Genomic DNA, 18,815 nt, shown 5'->3' on the forward strand with positions numbered 1-18,815 from the left:
GCTTTGCTTACAACCTGTAACTCAGCTTACGCCTGGACCACCGGGATCTTGGCGTTGGCTGCCGCTTCGCGGAACTCGGCGATCTGGTCGAAGCTCAGGTAGCGGTAAACGTCGGCAGCCATGCTGTCGATGTCTTTCGCATACTGCATGTACTCTTCGACGGTCGGCAGTTTGCCGATGATCGAAGCGACAGCGGCCAGCTCGGCCGATGCCAGGTACACGTTGGTCGCGTCGCCCAGACGGTTCGGGAAGTTACGGGTCGAGGTGGAGACCACGGTCGAGCCGGTCTGCACACGTGCCTGGTTACCCATGCACAGCGAGCAGCCTGGCATTTCCATGCGAGCACCGGCCTTGCCGTAGATGCCGTAGTAGCCTTCTTCGGTCAGCTGGTGAGCGTCCATCTTGGTTGGCGGAGCCAGCCACAGACGGGTCGGAATGCCACCCTTGACCTTCTCCAGCAGCTTGCCGGCAGCGCGGAAGTGACCGATGTTGGTCATGCACGAACCGATGAACACTTCGTCGATCTTCTCGCCTTGTACCGAGGACAGCAGGCGGGCATCGTCCGGGTCGTTCGGCGCGCAGAGCACAGGCTCTTTGACGTCGGCCAGGTCGATTTCGATGATTTCGGCGTATTCGGCATCGGCGTCGGCCGACAGCAGCTCAGGCTTGGCCAGCCAGGCTTCCATGGCCTGGGCGCGGCGCTCCAGGGTGCGGGCATCGCCGTAGCCTTCGCCGATCATCCAGCGCAGCAGGGTGATGTTGGACTGCAGGTACTCGGCGATGGCCTTTTCCGGCAGCTTGATGGTGCAACCGGCAGCGGAACGCTCGGCCGAGGCGTCGGACAGCTCGAAGGCTTGCTCGACGGTCAGTTCGTCCAGGCCTTCGATTTCCAGGATGCGGCCGGAGAAGGCGTTTTTCTTGCCTTTCTTCTCGACGGTCAGCAGGCCCTGCTGAATGGCGTAGTAAGGGATGGCATGAACCAGGTCGCGCAGGGTGATGCCTGGCTGCAGTTTGCCCTTGAAGCGCACCAGGATCGATTCTGGCATGTCCAGCGGCATGACGCCGGTGGCGGCAGCGAAGGCCACCAGGCCGGAACCGGCCGGGAACGAGATGCCGATCGGGAAGCGGGTGTGCGAGTCGCCACCGGTACCCACGGTGTCAGGCATCAGCATGCGGTTCAGCCAGCTGTGGATGATGCCGTCGCCCGGGCGCAGCGACACGCCGCCACGGGTGCGGATGAAGTCTGGCAGGGTGTGGTGGGTGGTGACGTCGATCGGCTTCGGATAGGCCGCGGTGTGGCAGAACGACTGCATGACCAGGTCAGCAGAGAAGCCCAGGCATGCCAGGTCCTTCAGCTCGTCGCGCGTCATCGGGCCAGTGGTGTCCTGGGAGCCGACGGTGGTCATTTTGGGCTCGCAGTAAGCGCCTGGGCGCACGCCCTGGCCTTCTGGCAGGCCACAGGCACGGCCGACCATTTTCTGCGCCAGGGTGAAGCCCTTGCCGGAATCGGCAGGCTGCTCTGGTTTCTTGAACAGGTCGGAGGCACCCAGGCCCAGCTCGGCGCGGGCTTTTTCGGTCAGGCCACGGCCGACGATCAGCGGGATACGGCCGCCAGCGCGGACTTCATCCAGCAGCACTTCGGTTTTCAGCGCGAAGGTGGTGACCAGTTCGTCGCTGTCGTGACGGCGTACTTCACCTTTGTATGGGTAAACGTCGATGACGTCGCCCATGCCCAGGTTGGTGCAGTCGAATTCGATCGGCAGGGCGCCGGCGTCTTCCATGGTGTTGTAGAAGATCGGGGCGATCTTGGTGCCGAAGCAGAAGCCACCGGCGCGCTTGTTCGGCACGTACGGGATGTCGTCGCCGAAGAACCACAGTACCGAGTTGGTAGCGGATTTACGCGAGGAGCCAGTACCGACCACGTCGCCGACATAGGCAACCGGGAAGCCCTTGGCCTTGACGGCTTCGATCTGGGCCAGCGGGCCGACCGAACCAGGCTGCTGCGGTTCGATGCCGTCGCGGGCCATTTTCAGCATGGCCAGGGCGTGCAGCGGAATGTCAGGGCGCGACCAGGCGTCCGGGGCAGGCGACAGGTCGTCGGTGTTGGTTTCGCCAGGCACCTTGAACACGGTCAGGGTGTACTTGTCGGCGATGGCCGGACGCGAGGTGAACCACTCGCCGGCAGCCCAGGATTCCAGGACGGCCTTGGCGTGAGCGTTACCGGCCTTGGCTTTTTCGGCCACGTCGTGGAAAGCATCGAACATCAGCAGGGTGTGCTTGAGCTGTTCGGCCGCGACGGCGCCCAGTTCGGCGTCATCCAGCAGTGCGACCAGCGTTTCGATGTTGTAGCCGCCCTGCATGGTGCCCAGCAGTTCGGTGGCGTGCTTGCGGTCGATCAGTGGCGACGTGGCTTCGCCCTTGGCGACAGCGGAGAGGAAAGCGGCCTTGACGTAGGCAGCTTCGTCGACCCCTGGCGGTACGCGGTTGGTGATCAGGTCTACGAGGAAGGCTTCTTCGCCGGCCGGCGGGTTTTTCAGCAGCTCGACCAGGCCTGCAGTTTGTTCGGCGTTCAGCGGCTGGGGAACGATACCCAGGGCGGCGCGCTCTTCGATGTGTTTGCGGTAGGCTTCAAGCACAGTTATTTCCCTCATCAGTGGTCCCTAAAGGGGGTCCGGGACGCTTATCCAGCATTCAATGCACCCATGCGCTGCCGCGGCTTTGTGGGCCGCCCAGCCAGGGTCGCAAAGAATCCTTACAGAAGCTGCTTTCAAAGTTTTACGCCTGCAGAACGGGGGCTGATGAGGGCTGGCGCGGGCATGCGAGGGATGCATGGCCCGGGCCAACGCCGTTCTACCGGATCAACTGTGCTCGTGACGCTTTGAAAACAGCTTCCAACGGACATTGTTGCCTTTGAAAAGGCCGGGTGATTCTACGGTAAAAAAAGCCCGAAGGTAAGGCGGTGTACATGACTTTAACGAGTGACCCCGGTTAGACAAAGGGCTAACATGGGCCTGTATTCCATCGCCAAGCTGTTGTTTTTCATGTCCAACAAGTCCATCAAAACCCCTTGCGTCGGCCTGTGCTCCACGGTGTACGGGGACACGGTGTGCCGTGGTTGCAAGCGTTTTCACCACGAAGTGATCAACTGGAACGGTTACGACGACTCGCAAAAGCGCGCCGTGTGGTTGCGCCTTGAGCAGCTGCTGGTGCAGGTGATGATGGCCAAGCTTGAGGTGTTCGACAAAGGCCTGCTGCGCCAGCAACTGGAGCAGCGCTCCATCCGCTTTGTCGAGCAGCAGTCGGAATATTGCTGGGCTTACCAGCTGATTGCCCGCGGGGCGCGGATGATCCGTGACCTGGAGGCCTATGGCATGGCGTTGCTGCCGGAGTTCCGTGACTGGGAACTGCCCCAATTGCGCGATGCGATCGATCGCGAGTTCTTCCTGCTTTCAGAGGCGCACTACCAGCGCTACATCGCCCCCAGCTTCCTGCGCGATGCCATGGGCAGCGCGCAGGGCCAGTGAGCCGGGCGAATCAGTCGCCGGTGTATTCGCAACCGCTGGTGCAGGTTTCGTGGATGCGAACCTTGGACAGTTCTGGCATCAGCGGCTTGACCTGGTCCCAGATCCACTTGGCGATCACTTCGCTGGTGGGGTTTTCCAGGCCGGGGATGTCGTTCAGGTAGTTGTGGTCCAGCTGATCATAGATCGGCTTGAAGATCGCCTTGACCTCGGCGAAGTCGCGGATCCAGCCCGTGTGCGGGTCGAGCGGGCCGGTCAGGTGCAGGCCTACCTTGAACGAGTGGCCATGCAAACGGCCGCATTTGTGCCCTTCAGGGACGTGGGGCAGGCGGTGGGCCGATTCGAATGTGAATTCCTTGAAAATTTCCACTGGTGGACCTGTATAAGCTGGTGGGATAAGGGCTTGGGCAGAAACTGGTGTTTCAGTGGACTGCTCAATGTACTGATTGGTCGTCGCTGGCGCCAGGCAACCGAATTGCGCGTATCTTAACCTGTTTTGTAAACGTGCCCTCACGGATTCCGCGATAGGCGGTGTCCCGGTCTATCCTCGCCAAGTGCAGCAACATGTCGAGGCGCAGGAAGCGGTCGAGGTGCTCTGCATGTCGCATGGGCTTCTCTTATATGGCCGGTCAGGCCTTGAGCGGTTCACTGCCGGCCAGGTACAGCTGCAGGCTGGACTTGCGTGCCATGAAGAACGAGACGTTGGCGGTGATAGCTGCGGGTACAGATTCGACTCGTCTGCTCGTCCCGCCTCTCCTGGGTGCGGAGAATAATGCTGCAGTGGTACATTTCCTGATCGTCAAAAGGACTGAGAAATGACCCAAGAAGAACAGGAGATTTCTAGCCGCGCTCTGCAGTTCGCAAAAGAGAATCGTACACGCATCGCTCGTGAACTGACTTGCATTGAAACCTATCCGGCGGATGAATACCCGGTGTCAGTTTTTATGGCAGGATCTCCTGGCGCTGGGAAAACCGAGGTTTCAAGAGCTTTTATCGGTCACATGCAGTCCACAGGATCTAGTGCGCTACGTATCGATCCTGACGATTTCAGGGGGTATTTTCCCGACTACAACGGGAAAAATTCCAGCCTTTTCCAGCGTGGGGTAACCACGGTTGTGGAGAGAACCCTGGATCTGGTGTACAAGCAGCGGCAGTCTTTTCTCTTGGATGGCACCCTCGCCAACCTTGATGTCGGAAGAAGAAACATCGCTCGCGCGCTTGAAAAAGTGAACAGGTCGGCCCAGGTCATCTACGTGTACCAGCGACCTGAGCTGGCTTGGGAGTTTGTTCTGGCGAGAGAGAAGAAGGACGGAAGGAACATCCCGTGCTCGGAATTTGTAAGACAGTTTTACGCGGCCAAGGTGTCGGTATGTGCACTGAAACGTGAATTTGATGGCAGGCTGCAGGTAGATGTGATCATCAAGGATAACGATGGCAGCAACAGTGACATCGGTATCGACCTTTCAGCTGACGAAATTGACGCATTTGTCAACCAGCCCTATGATCACCATGAGCTTGAGCGTGTTTTGAACGGAGAGTCCCAATGAAAGGCGAAAAGGTAGCAGGCGTGTCGACTAAGCCCCACGAGGCATCGACTATGTCTGAGTTTTTCCGCCACGGGTCCGTGGAGGAGAGGCTATCTGTGTATCGAATGGCTGCAACGGCTGCCATCGACGAGCAGAAGGATGTGATTCGCTCAGCAAAGTCTGGGGAATTCAGTATGGCCAAATGCAAAATGTGAGCGTTCACTCCGCCTAGTAATTCCAAGCCCAGCCCCGTGCTGGGCTTTTTGCATCTGCGGTCTGCCGTGCTGCAAGCTTTCCAATCAACGATAGGCTTGTGACATGGCGCTACAAGGCTTGCAGGCGTTCATGCAGCCGCCCGGTGGCGGTCAGTTCCAGAAGTTCATCCCCCAGGCGCTGGCTTTCGGCAATGGCCTTGTACCAATAGCGCTTGCGCCCTGGCGCATCGCCCATGAAGCGCTTGAAGTCGTTGCGGTCGGGCAGCTTGCCGTAGGGCAGGGCGGCCAGGTATTGCGGCGAAGGCGTCATCAGCAGCACGTTTTGCAGGCGGGTGGCATCGCCCTTGCGCCAGGGCAGGGCCTTGTCGAACCAGCCGGGTACGACCTTGTCGGTGAAGTGCGGGTACAGCACCAGGTCGTCACCGCGATAGGGCAGGTCGAGGTGGTAGTCGAGCAGGCCGCCGTCGCGGTAGGTGCCGGCGCCGGCACCGGGGATGTCTTTTACGCCCTGCATGACCATCGGTATCGACCCGGAAGCGAGCAGGGCATGGCGCAGGTTGGCCAGGTCCAGCGGCAGGTAGCGTGAGGGGAAGTCGGTCAGGGTGTCGAGCGGAGGGGCGGCGCGCCCATCGTGCAGAATGATGCGCTCGAAGTGGCGGGCCAGGCGCGAACGGCCCAGAAGGTTGCTGGCAACCACCGAGCCCAGGCCCAGCCCCAGGCGGCCGCGATGGTCGTGAGCGAGCTGGCCATGGCTTTTCACCACCAGGATGTTCAGGCGGTAGTGCGGGTTGGCCAGCAGTTGGCCGTCGCGGCCTTCCAGCAGGTCATCGAGCATGCGTTGGCAGCTGCGGCTGATTTCGGCCGGAGTGACGCCCTTGGCAAAATCTTGCTCGGTGTACAGCTCGCCCAGGCGGCGGATGCCGGCGACCGGGTCGTCGAGGCAGGCGCTGGCGAAGCGCCAGGCACCGATCGATGCGCCGATCAGGGCACGCTGACGGGGTGCCGAGGGTAGCCACTCGCCGAACAGCGCCAGGTCAAGGCCCTGGATGCCCAGCGGCTTCGGCCCACCCGCCGCGCCCGGCAATACCCCGACATCGGCCGCCTGCAGGCCGCGCTCGCGGATGTGTCGCAAGGCACGCTGGCCGGCCTTGAAGGTGAGGGCGGGGTATTTGATGTGGATGGCGCTCATGGCGGGTCTCTTGGGCATAGGAGCAGCCTTGTGCTGCGAGGGGCCGTTACAGATAACATAACTGCATGTGCCTGTATTGGCCCTTCGCAGCACAAGGCCGCCCCTTGCACGGGGGGCGAGTCTGGTTGGCATCGTAACTGCGCTATCATGCCGCCAGTTGCTTTCAGGTTGAATTAAGGACCGGTGGTTAATCTTAACCCCGTAGACAACTTGCACAGTTCTCAGGAGAAAAGAACGATGAAAACCATGACTGCCCTGATCACCGCCGCTGCCCTTGCCCTGGGCGCCAATGCTGCCTTCGCCAAGGACGTTCAGCCTGACGAAGTGGTCAAACTGGTCAACGCCAAGACCATCAAGTCGCTGGACGAGCTCAAGGCCGCTGCCGTGGCCAAGCACCCAGGCGCCACCGTCACTGACTCGGAACTTGAAGACGAGTACGGCCGTTACATCTACAAGGTCGAGCTGCGTGATGCGCAGAACGTCGAATGGGACGTCGACATGGATGCCAAGACCGGTGAGGTGCTCAAGGACGAACGAGACAGCTGATGATCCATGTATCCCGGCCGGCACGTTACCTGGCACTCTCGCTGCTGGCCGTCTGCTCCTTGGCTGTGGCCCGCGACCTGGACCAGGATGAAGCCCTGAAGCTCCGTCAGAAGGGCGTCATTCTGCCGCTCGAACAGCTGCTCGAGACCGCCCTGGGGCGTCACCCCGGGGCGCGTCTGCTGGAAGCCGAGCTGGAAGAAGACGATGATCGCTACGAATATGAAGTCGAGTTGCTGACGACTGAAGGTGTGGTGCGCGAGATCAAGCTCGATGCCAGCACCGGCGCCCTGCTCAAAGACGAGGAAGATGACTGAATGCGCCTGTTGCTTGTCGAGGACAACGTACCGTTGGCCGATGAACTGACCGCCGGCCTGCAGCGCCAGGGCTATGCCGTGGACTGGCTGGCTGATGGCCGTGACGCGGTTTACCAGGGGCAAAGCGAGCCTTACGACCTGATCATCCTGGACCTCGGCCTGCCTGGCTTGCCCGGCCTGGACGTGCTGGCCCAGTGGCGTGCCGCCGGCCTGGCCACACCGGTATTGATCCTCACCGCCCGCGGCTCCTGGGCCGAGCGCATCGAAGGGCTGAAGGCCGGGGCTGACGATTATCTGAGCAAGCCCTTCCACCCCGAAGAGCTGCAACTGCGCATCCAGGCCTTGTTGCGCCGCGCCCGTGGCCTGGCCAACCAGCCTAAGCTTGAAGCGGCCGGCCTGCACCTTGACGAAAGCCGTCAGTGCGTGAGCCGCGACGGGGTGGATGTGCAACTGACCGCCGCCGAGTTCCGCCTGCTGCGCTACTTCATGCTGCACCCGCAGCAGATCCTGTCCAAAAGCCACCTGGCCGAGCACCTCTACGACGGTGAAACCGAGCGCGACTCGAACGTGCTCGAGGTCCACGTCAACCATTTGCGCCGCAAGCTGGGCCGCAGTGTGATCGAAACCCGTCGCGGGCAAGGCTACATCTATGCCGGGAGCGGCGAGTGAAGTCGATCCAGGCGCGCCTGAGCCTGGGCCTGGTGGCGGTACTGGTGGTAGTCGGCGTGGTGCTGGCGCAACTGACGCTGTGGCTGTTCGAGGCCGGCCTGCAACGTTATCTGGAAAACGGCCTGCGCAAGGAAAGCGAGAACCTTCTGGTGGCATTGGTGCGTGGGCCTTCCGGCCTGCAGCTGGATGAGCGGCGCATCTCGGCTGCCTATCAGCGGCCGTTCTCCGGTTACTACTTCCGCATCGATTTCGACCAGGGTACCTGGAGGTCTCGTTCGCTGTGGGACCTGGACATGCCCAAGCCCGCAGCGCCCGGGCTTTCCGATAGCCATGAACTCGGCCCGGAAGGCCAGCAACTGCTGGCCCTGCGTGCCGACTACCGGCGCCTGGGCCAGGACATTTCGATCAGTGTGGCTCAGGACTATTCACCGGTGCGCGAGGGTTTCCGACGCTTGCAGCAGATCGGCCTGGGCATGGGCCTGGTGGCGCTGATCCTGATTCTGGTGCTGCAGCGCATCACAGTTACCCGCTCGTTGCGGCCGCTGGAGCGGGCACGCCAGCAGATCGCCCAACTGCAGCAGGGGCAGCGCTCGCAGCTGGATGCCGAGGTGCCCAGCGAGTTGGTGCCGCTGGTGGGGCAGATCAACCACTTGCTTAGCCATACCGAAGACAGCCTGCGCCGCTCACGCAACGCCCTTGGTAACCTCGGCCATGCGCTGAAGACGCCGCTGGCGGTGCTGCTGAGCCTGGCTTCCAGTGAACGCCTGCAGGGGCTGCCGGAGGTACGCGCGCAAATGCGCGAGCAGTTGCAGCAGATTCAGGAACGCCTGGCGCGTGAGCTGAACCGTGCACGCCTGGCAGGGGATGCGCTGCCGGGCGCGCAGTTCGATTGTGATGCCGAACTGCCGGGGTTGCTCGGGACCTTGGGCATGATTCATGGCGAGGGCGTGCTGTTGGCAAGTGATGTGCCGCCCGGGCTGTTGTTGCCATGGGACCGCGAGGACGTTCTGGAACTGTTGGGTAATCTGCTGGACAACGCCTGCAAGTGGGCTGACAGCGAGGTGCGCGTGGGTATCGCGTCGAACGCCGAGGGCTACCGGCTGTGGGTCGATGACGATGGCCCGGGTATTGCGCAAGACCAGCGGCAGCAGGTGCTTGAGCGAGGTTCACGGCTGGACGAGCAGGTGACTGGGCATGGGCTGGGGTTGGGTATCGTGCGCGATATCGTTGATGCCTGGGAAGGGCGCCTGGCCTTGCTGGAAAGCCCGCTGGGCGGCCTGCGGGTGAGCATCGACCTGCCGCGCAAGGCTCGTTAATGCCGGGGCCGCTGTGCGGCCCATCGCGACACAAGGCCGCTCCCACAGGTCTACGCAATCCCCTTTGGCCCTATCAGTACTACAAAAAAATTGCAGTACAGCCGCAGTTTTTTGAATTAGCCCAAATTCCCCCCACCCGGCAAAATCCTCCCCACGAAACCCTGCGGTTTCCATCTCTCCACGGACGGAGCCCCTTGTGATATTGCATGCGCAATACGAGGCCCAGGCCAACTCGGCTGGGCTTTCTTTTTGAACAGAAAAACCAAAGATCCCGATTGCCCAAATGTCTGCCTCGCGTTCCGAAAGTCGTCTGCAGCGGCTGTTGCCGGCCCCCCTCAACATCCCCCCAAAAGAATGGTTGCGTGCCGGTATCGGTGCGCTGCTTGGCCTGTTCCTCGCGGGCTGGCTGACCAGCCTGGCCTATGGCCCCAGCATCGCCCTGCACTTGCTCGGCCCGCTGGCTGCCTCGGCAGTACTGGTGTTTGCCGTGCATTCCGGCCCCTTGGCCCAACCTTGGCCGGTGTTGGGCAGCTACGCCCTGGCGGGTGCAGTGGGGCTGGCCATGCGCGAAGGCTTCGGCCCCGAGCTGTGGGTGGCTGCTGCGGCGCTCGGTATCTCGATCCTGGTCATGTGCCTGTTGCGCTGCCTGCACCCGCCGGGTGGTGGTGTGGCAGTGAGTGCGGTGCTGGCCGACCCGGGGTTGACCGCCATGGGCGATCACCTGCTGGAGCCGGTGCTGCTCAATGCGCTGATCCTGGTGACCGTGGCAATCGCCTACAACCGTTTGACGGGTGTGCGCTACCCGAAAGGCGCGGTGCCACGCAAAGACCTGCACCACACCCATGACCCGCTGCCCGGCGAGCGGGTCGGCATCCGCAGTGAAGACCTGGACCAGGCCCTGGAAGAGCTGGGCGAGTTCGTCGACGTCACCCGTGACGAGCTGGAGCGCATCATCCTCGCCACCGAGCAGCACGCCCTGCAGCGAAGCCTTGGTGGTATCACCGCGGCCTCGGTGATGTCCCGCGATGTGCAGTTCGCCACGCCTGATACCACGCTGGAGCAGGCCTGGAAAATGCTCGCCAGCCATCACCTGAAGACCCTGCCTGTCCTGCAGCACGGCAAGCTTGTGGGCATCGTCAGCCTCGGCGACCTGATTGGCCCGGCGATGCAGCGTGGGCGTTTCAGCTGGCGCGGCCTGTTCGGCCGCAAGGCGGTGCGCATGGCGCAAGTCATGAGTACGCGGGTTGTCAGTGTCAGCAGCCAGCACCCGCTGGAACGCCTGCTGCCCTTGTTGTGCGAACAAGGCCTGCACTGCTTGCCGGTGCTTGATGCTGACAAGCTGGTGGGGGTGATCACCCAGACCGACCTGATCGCCGGCCTCAAGCGCCAGTTGCTCAGCAAGATCGAGGCATCAGATAACCGGGTCCCAGCGTTGTGACCAGTCGCTGGCGCCGGTAGCTACCAGTCGGCGCAGGATGGCGAAGGCCTGTTGCAGGGCTTCGCTGTCGCGTTTGCGTGGGTACACCAGGAAGGTCGGGTAGGTGAACTCCGGTGCCTGTGGCACCCGCTCGAACACGCCGCTGTCCAGATAGGCTTGCACCACCCGCGTGCGGAAGTAGCCACTGCCACCTTGGTCGAGTATGAACTGCAGGGCCAAGGGGCCAAGGTTGAAGCTTAGCGCCGGGCGCGCACAGTCGGGCAGGGCCGCATCATGCTGGCGGCGGAAGGCCTCGCCCCAGTCGATGTAGATGTATGGTTCGGGCCGGTCGACCCGGCGCACGCGAATCAGCTTCTCTTCCATCAACTGCTCCACCTGCAGGCCTGGGCCGTAGGTCGGCTGGTAGACCAGCGCGGCGTCCAGCAAGCCCATTTCGACCTTGCGCAGGAGCGACTCTCCATCGCTGACCTCGCTGCGGATGGCATGGCTGGGCAGTTCGCGGTGCAGGGCACTTACCCAGTCGAGCATCATCGGGTTGCCCAGGCTCACCTCGCCGCCGACATGCAGCACCTGCTGGCAACCTTCAGGCAGCGGCAGGTCGCGGCGCGCGGCCTCCCAGGTTTGCACCAACTGGTTGGCATAACTGACGAACGCTTCGCCATCGCTGGTCAGGCTGGCGCCGCTGCGGCTACGCACGAACAGCTGGCAACCCAGTTGCTGCTCCAGGCGCTGCACGCGCGCGGTGATCGCGGTTTGTGACACGAACAGGCGTTCGGCTGCGGCGACCAGGCTGCCGCAACGCACAATTTCCAGGAAGGTACGGGCCTGATCGATGTCCATGGGCTGCTCGGTGTTTGTGGGGGGGCCTATTCTAGAGGCTTTGCACCGTTATGGGGCGTTATTGCGTTGTCTGCAAATTTGCAGGTCGGTTGTGACTTTAGTCCCATGGCAGGGTGGGTGTAGCGGTCCATACTCAAGTTTCGCCCTTCAATAACAACAAGTACCGGGTTTCTGACGATATGAGCTACCAGCACAGCTACGCCCATTCCATTTCCGACCCTGCCGCTTTCTGGGCGGAACAGGCCGCACACCTGGCCTGGCACCGCAAGCCTGCCCTTACCCTGCAAGACAACGCTGACGGGACCCACCGCTGGTTCGCTGATGGCCGTCTCAACAGCTGTTACCTGGCCCTCGATCACCAGATCGAGCAGGGCCGGGGCGAGCAGTTGGCTTTGATCTACGATTCGCCAGTGACCGGCGTGCAGCAGACTTACACCTACAACCAGTTACGTGATGAGGTCGCGCGCCTGGCCGGTTTGCTGCGCCAGTTGGGGGTGAACAAGGGCGATGGGGTGATCATCTACATGCCCATGGTGCCGCAAGCGGCCATGGCGATGCTGGCCTGCGCGCGGATCGGCGCGGTGCATTCGGTCGTGTTCGGTGGTTTCGCCGCCAACGAGTTGGCCCTGCGCATCGATGACGCCCGGCCCAGTTTGTTGCTGACGGCATCGTGCGGGCTGGAGTTCGACCGGATCATTGCATACAAGCCGCTGGTTGACCGCGCCTTGCAACTGGCCCGGCACCAGCCGCGCAATGTGCTGGTGCTGCAGCGGCCGCAAGCGCACGCTGAACTGCTGCCAGGCCGCGACCTGGACTGGCAGGCGGCCTTGGCCGGTGCCGAGCCGGTGGCGCCTGTGGAGCTGGATGCCGGCGACCCGCTATACATCATGTACACCTCAGGTACCACCGGTAAGCCCAAGGGTATCGTCCGGGAAAACGGCGGCAATGCCGTGGCGCTGTGTTATGCCATGCGCCATATCTATGGCATGCAGGCCGGCGATGTGTGGTGGGGCATTTCCGACGTCGGTTGGGTGGTCGGCCATTCACTGATCGTCTATGGGCCGTTGATGAGCGGCTGTACCACGGTGTTCTACGAAGGCAAGCCGATCCGCACCCCGGATGCTTCGGCCTATTGGCGAGTGGTGGAGCAGTATCAGGTCAACGCGCTGTTCTGTGCACCGACGGCCATGCGCGCCATCCGCAAGGAAGACCCGGAGGGCGAACTGATCCGCAAGCATGACCTCAGCTCGCTGCGGCAACTGTTTCTGGCGGGGGAAAAGCTGGATTCCAGCACCCATGAATGGCTGGAGCGGGTGAGTGGCAAACCGGTGCACGACCACTGGTGGCAGACCGAGACCGGCTGGCCGGTCACCGCGCCTTGCGTCGGGCTGGAGGGCAGTGCGGCGAAGCCAGGGTCGAGCAACCGGGCGGTGCCGGGTTACAACGTTCGCGTGCTGGATGACGAAGGCCACTTGCTCGGGGCCAACCATCAGGGTTCGATCGTGATTGCCCTGCCATTGCCACCCGGTTGCAGTCAGACGCTGTGGGGGGATCACGAGCGCTACCTGCAGGCCTATCTGCGCACGTATCCGGGGTACTACCACACGGGCGATGGCGGCTATCTGGATGATGATGGTTTCGTCTACATCATGGGGCGCACCGATGATGTGATCAACGTTTCCGGTCATCGCTTGTCCACCGGCGAAATGGAAGACCTGGTCGCCCGCCACCCGGCGGTAGCGGAGTGCGCAGTGATCGGCGTGCATGACGAGATCAAGGGCCAGGTACCGCTGGCGCTGGTAGTACTCAAGGATGGCGAGGGCATTGCTGAAGCGCAGTTGCTGGTGGAGCTGGTGGGCAGTGTACGCGAGGAAATCGGCCCGCTGGCCTGCTTCAACCGGGTTCGGCTGGTGAAGCGTCTGCCCAAGACCCGTTCCGGCAAGATTCTGAGGGCGGTGCTGCGCAAGATTGCCGATGGGCAGGATTATGTGCCGCCTTCGACCCTGGATGACCCGGCAGTGCTGGGCGAGATCGAAGCGGTGCTGGCGGATTTGCCCAGGGCGGGTTGATGGTTTGACCTCGATGGCCCTATCGCGGGCGGGACACGCAACGGTGGTTCGGCAGAGGCCGTCGTGTAGGAGCGGGTTTACCCGCGAAAGGGCCGGGCCTGCTGGCCAATATTCCTGGGCATTCATCGTTGCAGCTACCACCGTATTCGCGGGTAAACCCGCTCCTACAACCTATCGGGGGTGGACACACATTGGTGTTTGGGCGCAGGCCGTCGTGTAGGAGCGGGTTCACCCGCGAAAGGGCCGGGCCTGCTGGCCAATATTCCTGGGCATTCATCGTTGCAGCTACCACCGTATTCGCGGGTAAACCCGCTCCTACACCTATCGGGGGTGGACACACATTGGTGATTGGGCGCAGGCCGTCTGTAGGAGCGGGTTTACCCGCGAAAGGGCCGGCTCAGGCACTGCAGTCTCAGGGGGCAATCTGGTGCAGTTGCCCCAACCGGCTGCGGGTACGCATCAGGTCGGCCAGTGGGCCGCCCAGGCTCTCTTCCAGCGGTCGTTTACCGATCACGACCACCCGCCGATCCTGGTCATACAGCACATCCACCAGGTTGACGAAGCGCTGCTGAGCCGCAAGCGAACACTCCGAGAGGTCATCCAGCCCATCGATCACCCACTCGTCATAGTCCCTGGCCAGCACCAGGTAGTCGATGACCGCGGTGGCCTTCTCGCACAGATCGTCAAAGCCAAGCACCACCCGCCGGCTATCGACGGCCAGCGCCCGCAGCGGGCGCTTGTTCACCTCCAGTATCACCGGTTGCTCGTTCGGCACGTTCAGCGCCTGGCGCTGCGCCGCATCACCCGGCCAGACATAATGGCCCTGGGTAAAACGCTGATGCTCGCGGTTGGCCGGCAAGCTGCGAAAATCAGTGTCGCCACCGACTTCGAGCACTTGCATCGAGCTGTTGATCAGGCGAATGACCGGCAGAAAACGCTCGTGATACAGCGGGTTGGGCAACAGCCCTTCGGGCGCATAGTTAGAGGTCACCAGCAGGTACACGCCACGGGCGAACAAGGCGTTGAACAGCCGGGTGAGCAGCATGGCATCGCCTATGTCATGCACATGGAATTCGTCGAAGCACAGCACCCGGCAGCCGCCCACCAGTTCGTCCAGCGTTGCGCCCAGCGCGTCGTCCAACGCCCGGTGGCGATGCATGCCCAGATGCAGGCGGGCAAAGAAGTCATGAAAGTGCAGGCGCAGCTTGGCGGCTATCGGCACGGCCTGGAAAAAGCCATCGAGCAGCCAGCTTTTACCACGGCCGACCGAGCCGTACAGGTACAGGCTGCGCGGTTGGCCCTGTTCAAGCTGCTTCAGTTGTTCGGCCATGCAGTGGATTACCCGCCGCTGACCGTCACTCAGCTGATAACCGCGGCTGTGCGCCTTGTCCTCGAACCAGCCGAGCAGCTCGCTCTGTTGATTGGCGGTGCCGCGCAACCGTTGGCCAAGCTGGCGCAGCGGGGTAGGGATCCAGGCAGACAAAAGCAACGCTCCTTGGGCGATGGTGGGGCAGCCTGCAGCTTGCCCGAGGGCGGCCATTTTGACTAATAGAGAAAGTGCCGGGCAATCATCACTTCTTGCGATAGGTCTGACCGCCTGTTGTACCTGTACGGGCTATGCCTTGCGCTCCAGCTGGCGCTCGATCATGTACTTCACCGCCAGGCGACGCTCCTTGAGGTGGCGCAGGTCTTCGTCGACGAAGTTACCGGCCGAAATCGATTCGGCAGCCAGCACCTGGTTGTCGATGTCCACGTATTCGTCCAGCAGGCGGTCCAGCGCCTTGTCCTGCTGGCGGCGCTGCTGGACGATTTCACGCGGGTAGTGCAGGTCCTGGTAGAGGTCGTGAGAGACAGGCATGGGGTCCTCCTTGGTCAATGCAATGGGCTTATCTGATTGGAAGTGCGGAATGCGATTGTGTTGAAGCGAGGCAGGCGGAAACCGACGGACGGTCGCTGCACCAGAGCCGAAATGACTAACTCGCTGTTTTTTGGCAATTTTTTTTATCAGGGGGGTTCACAGACCGAAAGTTTGTTGTTAAAGTGCCGCGCATTCCAAGACAACAACCCAGTTGTCACTCACTTGGAATTGTCAGGGCAGCAAACGCTGCATCCGATACAGGGGCGTCGCCAAGCGGTAAGGCAGCAGGTTTTGATCCTGCCATGCGTTGGTTCGAATCCAGCCGCCCCTGCCATTTTTCAGATTCAAACGTACTTCACCCAGTGCCAGGAAAGATGAGCGCTGGGTTTTCGCGTTTGTGTGGTTTTGCGCGCCACCGCGCCTCCTGAGCGCGGTTCGTGCCGTACCGGATTACCCGGCAATCCCCAGCATTCCGTTCAGCGCCCTGGCCAGTTCATCAGCCTGCACCGGCTTCTGGATCACCAGGCTGCCCGGCAGTTCCAGCCCCTGCAACTCCGCATAACCTGTAAGAAACACCACCGGCACGTGGGGGTACCGTTCGCGGGCCGCCAGCGCCAGTTGTGCGCCGTTGAACTCGGGCATGGCGAAATCAGTCAGCAGCAGGTCAATATCGTCATCCAGCAATGCCAATGCCTGTTCGCCGCTGTGCGCCTGGCGCACCTGGTAGCCGTATTGGCGTAACACATCGCCAAGCATGTCGCGCACCAGGTGGTCGTCGTCCACCAGTAGCACCGTGCGATTATGGCCGCTTTCGCTGATCGGCTGACTGAGCGCGGCTGCCACGGGTTCGTTCACCATCTCTTCTTTTACCGCCGGCAGGTATACCGCCACTTCGGTACCGCGACCGAGTGTGGTGTCGATGCGCACGCCGCCACCGGACTGCTTGGCGAAGCCGAATACTTGGGCCAGGCCGAGGCCCGAGCCTTTACCGATGTCCTTGGTGGTAAAGAAAGGCTCGAAAACCTTGGCCAGCACCTCTTCGCTCATGCCGCAACCCGTATCGCGGATGCTCAGCATCACGTACTCGCCTGGGTCCGGGTCTTCCGGACGTTGCGGGCGCTTGTCGATACGGGTGTTGCGCGTTGTCAGGGTCAGCTGGCCGCCGTCGGGCATGGCATCGCGGGCATTGATCGCCAGGTTGAGGATGATCATCTCGGTCTGGGTGGGGTCGGTCAGTGCCTGCCACAGGGCCAGGTCAAGGTCCAGGCGCACCGAGACGTTGCCACCCAGGGTGCGGCGCAGCAGCTCTTCCAGGCCGGCCAGGGTACGATTGAGGTTCAGCGGCACCGGCTCCAGACGCTGGCGGCGGGAGAAGGCCAGCAGTTGTGAGGTCAGCTTGGCGCCACGCTCGCCCGCTTCGCGGATATGGGTGAGGCGAGTGCGGGCCTTGTCCAGGTCGGCCTTGGCCAGATCGCGCTCCAGAAAGCTGGCACCGGTGAGTATCACCGTCAGCAGGTTATTGAAGTCATGCGCCACGCCGGCCGTCAGTTGCCCGACCGCTTCCAGCCGCTGCATCTGCTGCAGAGCGGCCTCGATGCGCTCGCGCTCGTTGATCTGTTCGCGCAGCCGGGCGTTGGCATCTGCCAGGCCCAGGGCGGCTTCGCGCTCGCTGGTGATGTCGCGTGCCACCACGTACAGCAGGGTGTCCTCCGGCACCACCACCCACGACAGCCAGCGCTGTTGGCCGCCGGCATGCAGGATGCGACCGACAAAGCGTGCGCTGGTGCGGCCATGGGACAGGGCGGCCAGTTCGGTGAGTAACTGTTCCTGGTCCTGCTCAGGCAGCAGGTGCAGCAAGGACGACTGGCTCAGGCGTTCGCGTGAGAAGCCCAGGCTGGCTTCCCAGGCGGGGTTCAGTGCGACCGGGGTCAGGTCTTTGTTCAGCACGGCGAGCAAATCTTGCGACAGCTCCCAGGCGCGGTCGCGTTCGCGGGTACGGCGCTCGACCCGCTCGCCGAGCATCTCGTTCAGCTGACGCAGCGCCTGGGTGGCCTGGCGTTGCGCGTGGATGTCCTGCAGTACGCCTGAGAAGCGAACGCACTGATCATCGACGAACTGGCTCTGGCCGCTGCTCAGCAGCCAGCGTGGCTCCAGGCCATTGGGTTGGGCGATCCGAAACTCCACGCGGTAATGACCGTCACTTTCCGGGCGCATGGCATGTTCCACCGCCTCGCGCACCAGTGGCAGGTCGTCGGGGTAGATGCCGGCGTAGAACACTTCAAGGCTCATTTCGGTGCTGGTGGGCAGGCCGAACAAGGTCTTGCAGCGGTCATCCCACAGCAACAGGCCCTCTTGCGGGCGCAGGTCCCAGGTGCCCATGCCGGCAGCGTCGATGGCAATGCGAGCACGTGCTTCGACGTCCGCCAAGGCCTCTTCGGCGCGGCGACGGCGCTGGCGTTCCTGCACTTCGCTCAGGGCTCGGCGCACGGCTTTGGGCAGCAATGGCAGGTTCTTCTTCAACACATAGTCGGTCGCGCCCAGGCGGATCATTTCCACCGCGTGCTCTTCACCGTAAATGCCGGACAGGAATATGAACGGGATGTCGGGTGCCAGGCGTTGGGCGATGGCCAGCACTTCGGTGCCGGACGAGCCTGGTAGTACGCAATCACACAAGATCAGGTCGTAGCGGGCCTGGCGCAGGGCATGTTCGACACCCGCATGGTCGAACACCAGCTGCGACTGTACATGCAGCCCGCTGCGCTCCAGGCGCATCAGGGTAAGCTCGGCGTCCATCGAGCTGTCTTCGACCATCAGTAGTTTCAACGGCGTTTGCTGCATCGTCGCGGCGGCCTCAGTTGCTACCGCGACGGTTCAGTCGCAGTGAGCCGGGTGGCGGTTCGTTTAGCACTGCCCAGAATACTCCGAGGTCGGAGATGGCGGCGACGAATTCCTTGAACTCCACCGGTTTGACCACATAAGCGTTTACCCCCAGCTCGTAGGCACGCAACAGGTCGGGCTCTTCGCGCGAGGAGGTCAGCATCACGGTGGGGATGCTGCGCAGTTCGGCAGTGGCGCGCACTTCCTTGAGCACTTCCAGGCCGTCGACCTTGGGCAGTTTCAGGTCGAGTAGCAGCACGGCAGGGTTGCCGTCGTCGCGCTTGGCATAGGCGTTGCGGCGCAGCAAGTAGTCGAGCGCATCGGCGCCGTCACGCAGCACGATGACCTCGTTGGCCAACTGGCTGCGCTCCAGGGCCAGCAGGGTCAGCTCCAGGTCTCGGGGGTTGTCTTCGACCAGCAGAATGGGCTTGAGCATG

At 62.4% G+C, this 18,815-nt stretch carries 16 protein-coding genes and 1 tRNA gene; 9 read left to right on the top strand and 8 right to left on the bottom strand.

What is annotated here, in order from left to right:
* Window positions 1–26 precede the first annotated feature (26 nt).
* A complete protein-coding gene (gene acnB / locus ACYCCG_RS17305; RefSeq protein WP_459671297.1) occupies window positions 27–2,636 on the bottom strand; it encodes a bifunctional aconitate hydratase 2/2-methylisocitrate dehydratase in 2,610 nt (869 codons plus the stop codon).
* A 405-nt stretch (window positions 2,637–3,041) separates the two neighbouring features.
* Here acnB and ACYCCG_RS17310 point away from each other — a divergent pair, with 405 nt between their 5' ends.
* Window positions 3,042–3,524: a DUF1289 domain-containing protein gene (locus ACYCCG_RS17310; protein WP_176683990.1), complete on the top strand. Its 483-nt coding sequence runs from the start codon at window positions 3,042–3,044 to the stop codon at window positions 3,522–3,524.
* Between the two features lie 10 nt (window positions 3,525–3,534).
* Here the strand turns inward: ACYCCG_RS17310 and queD are convergent, their stop codons facing one another.
* Window positions 3,535–3,891 (bottom strand): 6-carboxytetrahydropterin synthase QueD, encoded by a 357-nt coding sequence (gene queD / locus ACYCCG_RS17315; RefSeq protein ID WP_003250327.1) that lies wholly within the window; start codon window positions 3,889–3,891, stop codon window positions 3,535–3,537.
* Window positions 3,892–4,336: 445 nt separating this feature from the next.
* Here queD and ACYCCG_RS17320 point away from each other — a divergent pair, with 445 nt between their 5' ends.
* Window positions 4,337–5,068 (top strand): zeta toxin family protein, encoded by a 732-nt coding sequence (locus ACYCCG_RS17320; RefSeq protein ID WP_339443598.1) that lies wholly within the window; start codon window positions 4,337–4,339, stop codon window positions 5,066–5,068.
* 303 nt (window positions 5,069–5,371) lie between these two features.
* On the opposite strand, the gene ACYCCG_RS17325 is transcribed toward ACYCCG_RS17320, so the two are convergent.
* The gene (locus ACYCCG_RS17325; protein WP_209964892.1) at window positions 5,372–6,451 is read right to left on the bottom strand and encodes a patatin-like phospholipase domain-containing protein; all 1,080 of its coding nucleotides are present in this window, start codon (window positions 6,449–6,451) and stop codon (window positions 5,372–5,374) included.
* Between the two features lie 237 nt (window positions 6,452–6,688).
* Between ACYCCG_RS17325 and ACYCCG_RS17330 the strand changes: the two genes are divergently transcribed.
* The 5 genes from ACYCCG_RS17330 (at window position 6,689) to ACYCCG_RS17350 (ending at window position 10,734) form a co-directional block, all read left to right on the top strand.
* Window positions 6,689–6,997, top strand: a complete 309-nt coding sequence (locus ACYCCG_RS17330; RefSeq protein ID WP_176683927.1) for a PepSY domain-containing protein — start codon at window positions 6,689–6,691, stop codon at window positions 6,995–6,997.
* Window positions 6,997–7,311, top strand: a complete 315-nt coding sequence (locus ACYCCG_RS17335) for a PepSY domain-containing protein (RefSeq protein WP_209964896.1) — start codon at window positions 6,997–6,999, stop codon at window positions 7,309–7,311. Before ACYCCG_RS17330 ends, ACYCCG_RS17335 begins: the two co-directional genes overlap by 1 nt.
* Window positions 7,312–7,980: a response regulator transcription factor gene (locus ACYCCG_RS17340; RefSeq protein WP_010953307.1), complete on the top strand. Its 669-nt coding sequence runs from the start codon at window positions 7,312–7,314 to the stop codon at window positions 7,978–7,980.
* Window positions 7,977–9,296, top strand: coding sequence for an ATP-binding protein (locus ACYCCG_RS17345; RefSeq protein ID WP_209964898.1), 1,320 nt, complete (start codon window positions 7,977–7,979; stop codon window positions 9,294–9,296). Before ACYCCG_RS17340 ends, ACYCCG_RS17345 begins: the two co-directional genes overlap by 4 nt.
* 283 nt (window positions 9,297–9,579) lie before the next feature.
* Window positions 9,580–10,734: an HPP family protein gene (locus ACYCCG_RS17350; RefSeq protein WP_459671277.1), complete on the top strand. Its 1,155-nt coding sequence runs from the start codon at window positions 9,580–9,582 to the stop codon at window positions 10,732–10,734.
* Here the strand turns inward: ACYCCG_RS17350 and ACYCCG_RS17355 are convergent.
* A complete protein-coding gene (locus ACYCCG_RS17355; RefSeq protein WP_209964903.1) occupies window positions 10,708–11,574 on the bottom strand; it encodes a LysR family transcriptional regulator in 867 nt (288 codons plus the stop codon). The genes ACYCCG_RS17350 and ACYCCG_RS17355 overlap by 27 nt on opposite strands.
* A gap of 179 nt (window positions 11,575–11,753) precedes the next feature.
* Here ACYCCG_RS17355 and ACYCCG_RS17360 point away from each other — a divergent pair, with 179 nt between their 5' ends.
* Window positions 11,754–13,643 (top strand): propionyl-CoA synthetase, encoded by a 1,890-nt coding sequence (locus ACYCCG_RS17360; RefSeq protein WP_339535730.1) that lies wholly within the window; start codon window positions 11,754–11,756, stop codon window positions 13,641–13,643.
* Window positions 13,644–14,055: 412 nt separating this feature from the next.
* Here ACYCCG_RS17360 and zapE read toward each other — a convergent pair whose 3' ends face one another.
* On the bottom strand, window positions 14,056–15,126 hold the full coding sequence (zapE, locus tag ACYCCG_RS17365) for a cell division protein ZapE (RefSeq protein ID WP_459671279.1): 1,071 nt from the start codon (window positions 15,124–15,126) through the stop codon (window positions 14,056–14,058).
* 132 nt (window positions 15,127–15,258) lie between these two features.
* On the bottom strand, window positions 15,259–15,501 hold the full coding sequence (locus ACYCCG_RS17370) for a hypothetical protein (RefSeq protein ID WP_020193386.1): 243 nt from the start codon (window positions 15,499–15,501) through the stop codon (window positions 15,259–15,261).
* Between the two features lie 259 nt (window positions 15,502–15,760).
* On the opposite strand from ACYCCG_RS17370, the gene ACYCCG_RS17375 reads away from it, so the two are divergent.
* A tRNA-Gln gene (locus ACYCCG_RS17375) sits at window positions 15,761–15,835 on the top strand.
* Window positions 15,836–15,951: 116 nt separating this feature from the next.
* On the opposite strand, the gene ACYCCG_RS17380 is transcribed toward ACYCCG_RS17375, so the two are convergent.
* Together ACYCCG_RS17380 and ACYCCG_RS17385 are read right to left on the bottom strand one after the other, a co-directional pair.
* The gene (locus ACYCCG_RS17380) at window positions 15,952–18,339 is read right to left on the bottom strand and encodes a hybrid sensor histidine kinase/response regulator (protein ID WP_459671282.1); all 2,388 of its coding nucleotides are present in this window, start codon (window positions 18,337–18,339) and stop codon (window positions 15,952–15,954) included.
* A 13-nt stretch (window positions 18,340–18,352) separates the two neighbouring features.
* Entirely contained in the window at window positions 18,353–18,814 is a 462-nt protein-coding gene (locus ACYCCG_RS17385; protein WP_176683919.1) for a response regulator, read from the bottom strand.
* Between the last annotated feature and the right edge of the window lies 1 nt (window position 18,815).

The organism is Pseudomonas sp. VEM90, from assembly GCF_054611535.1.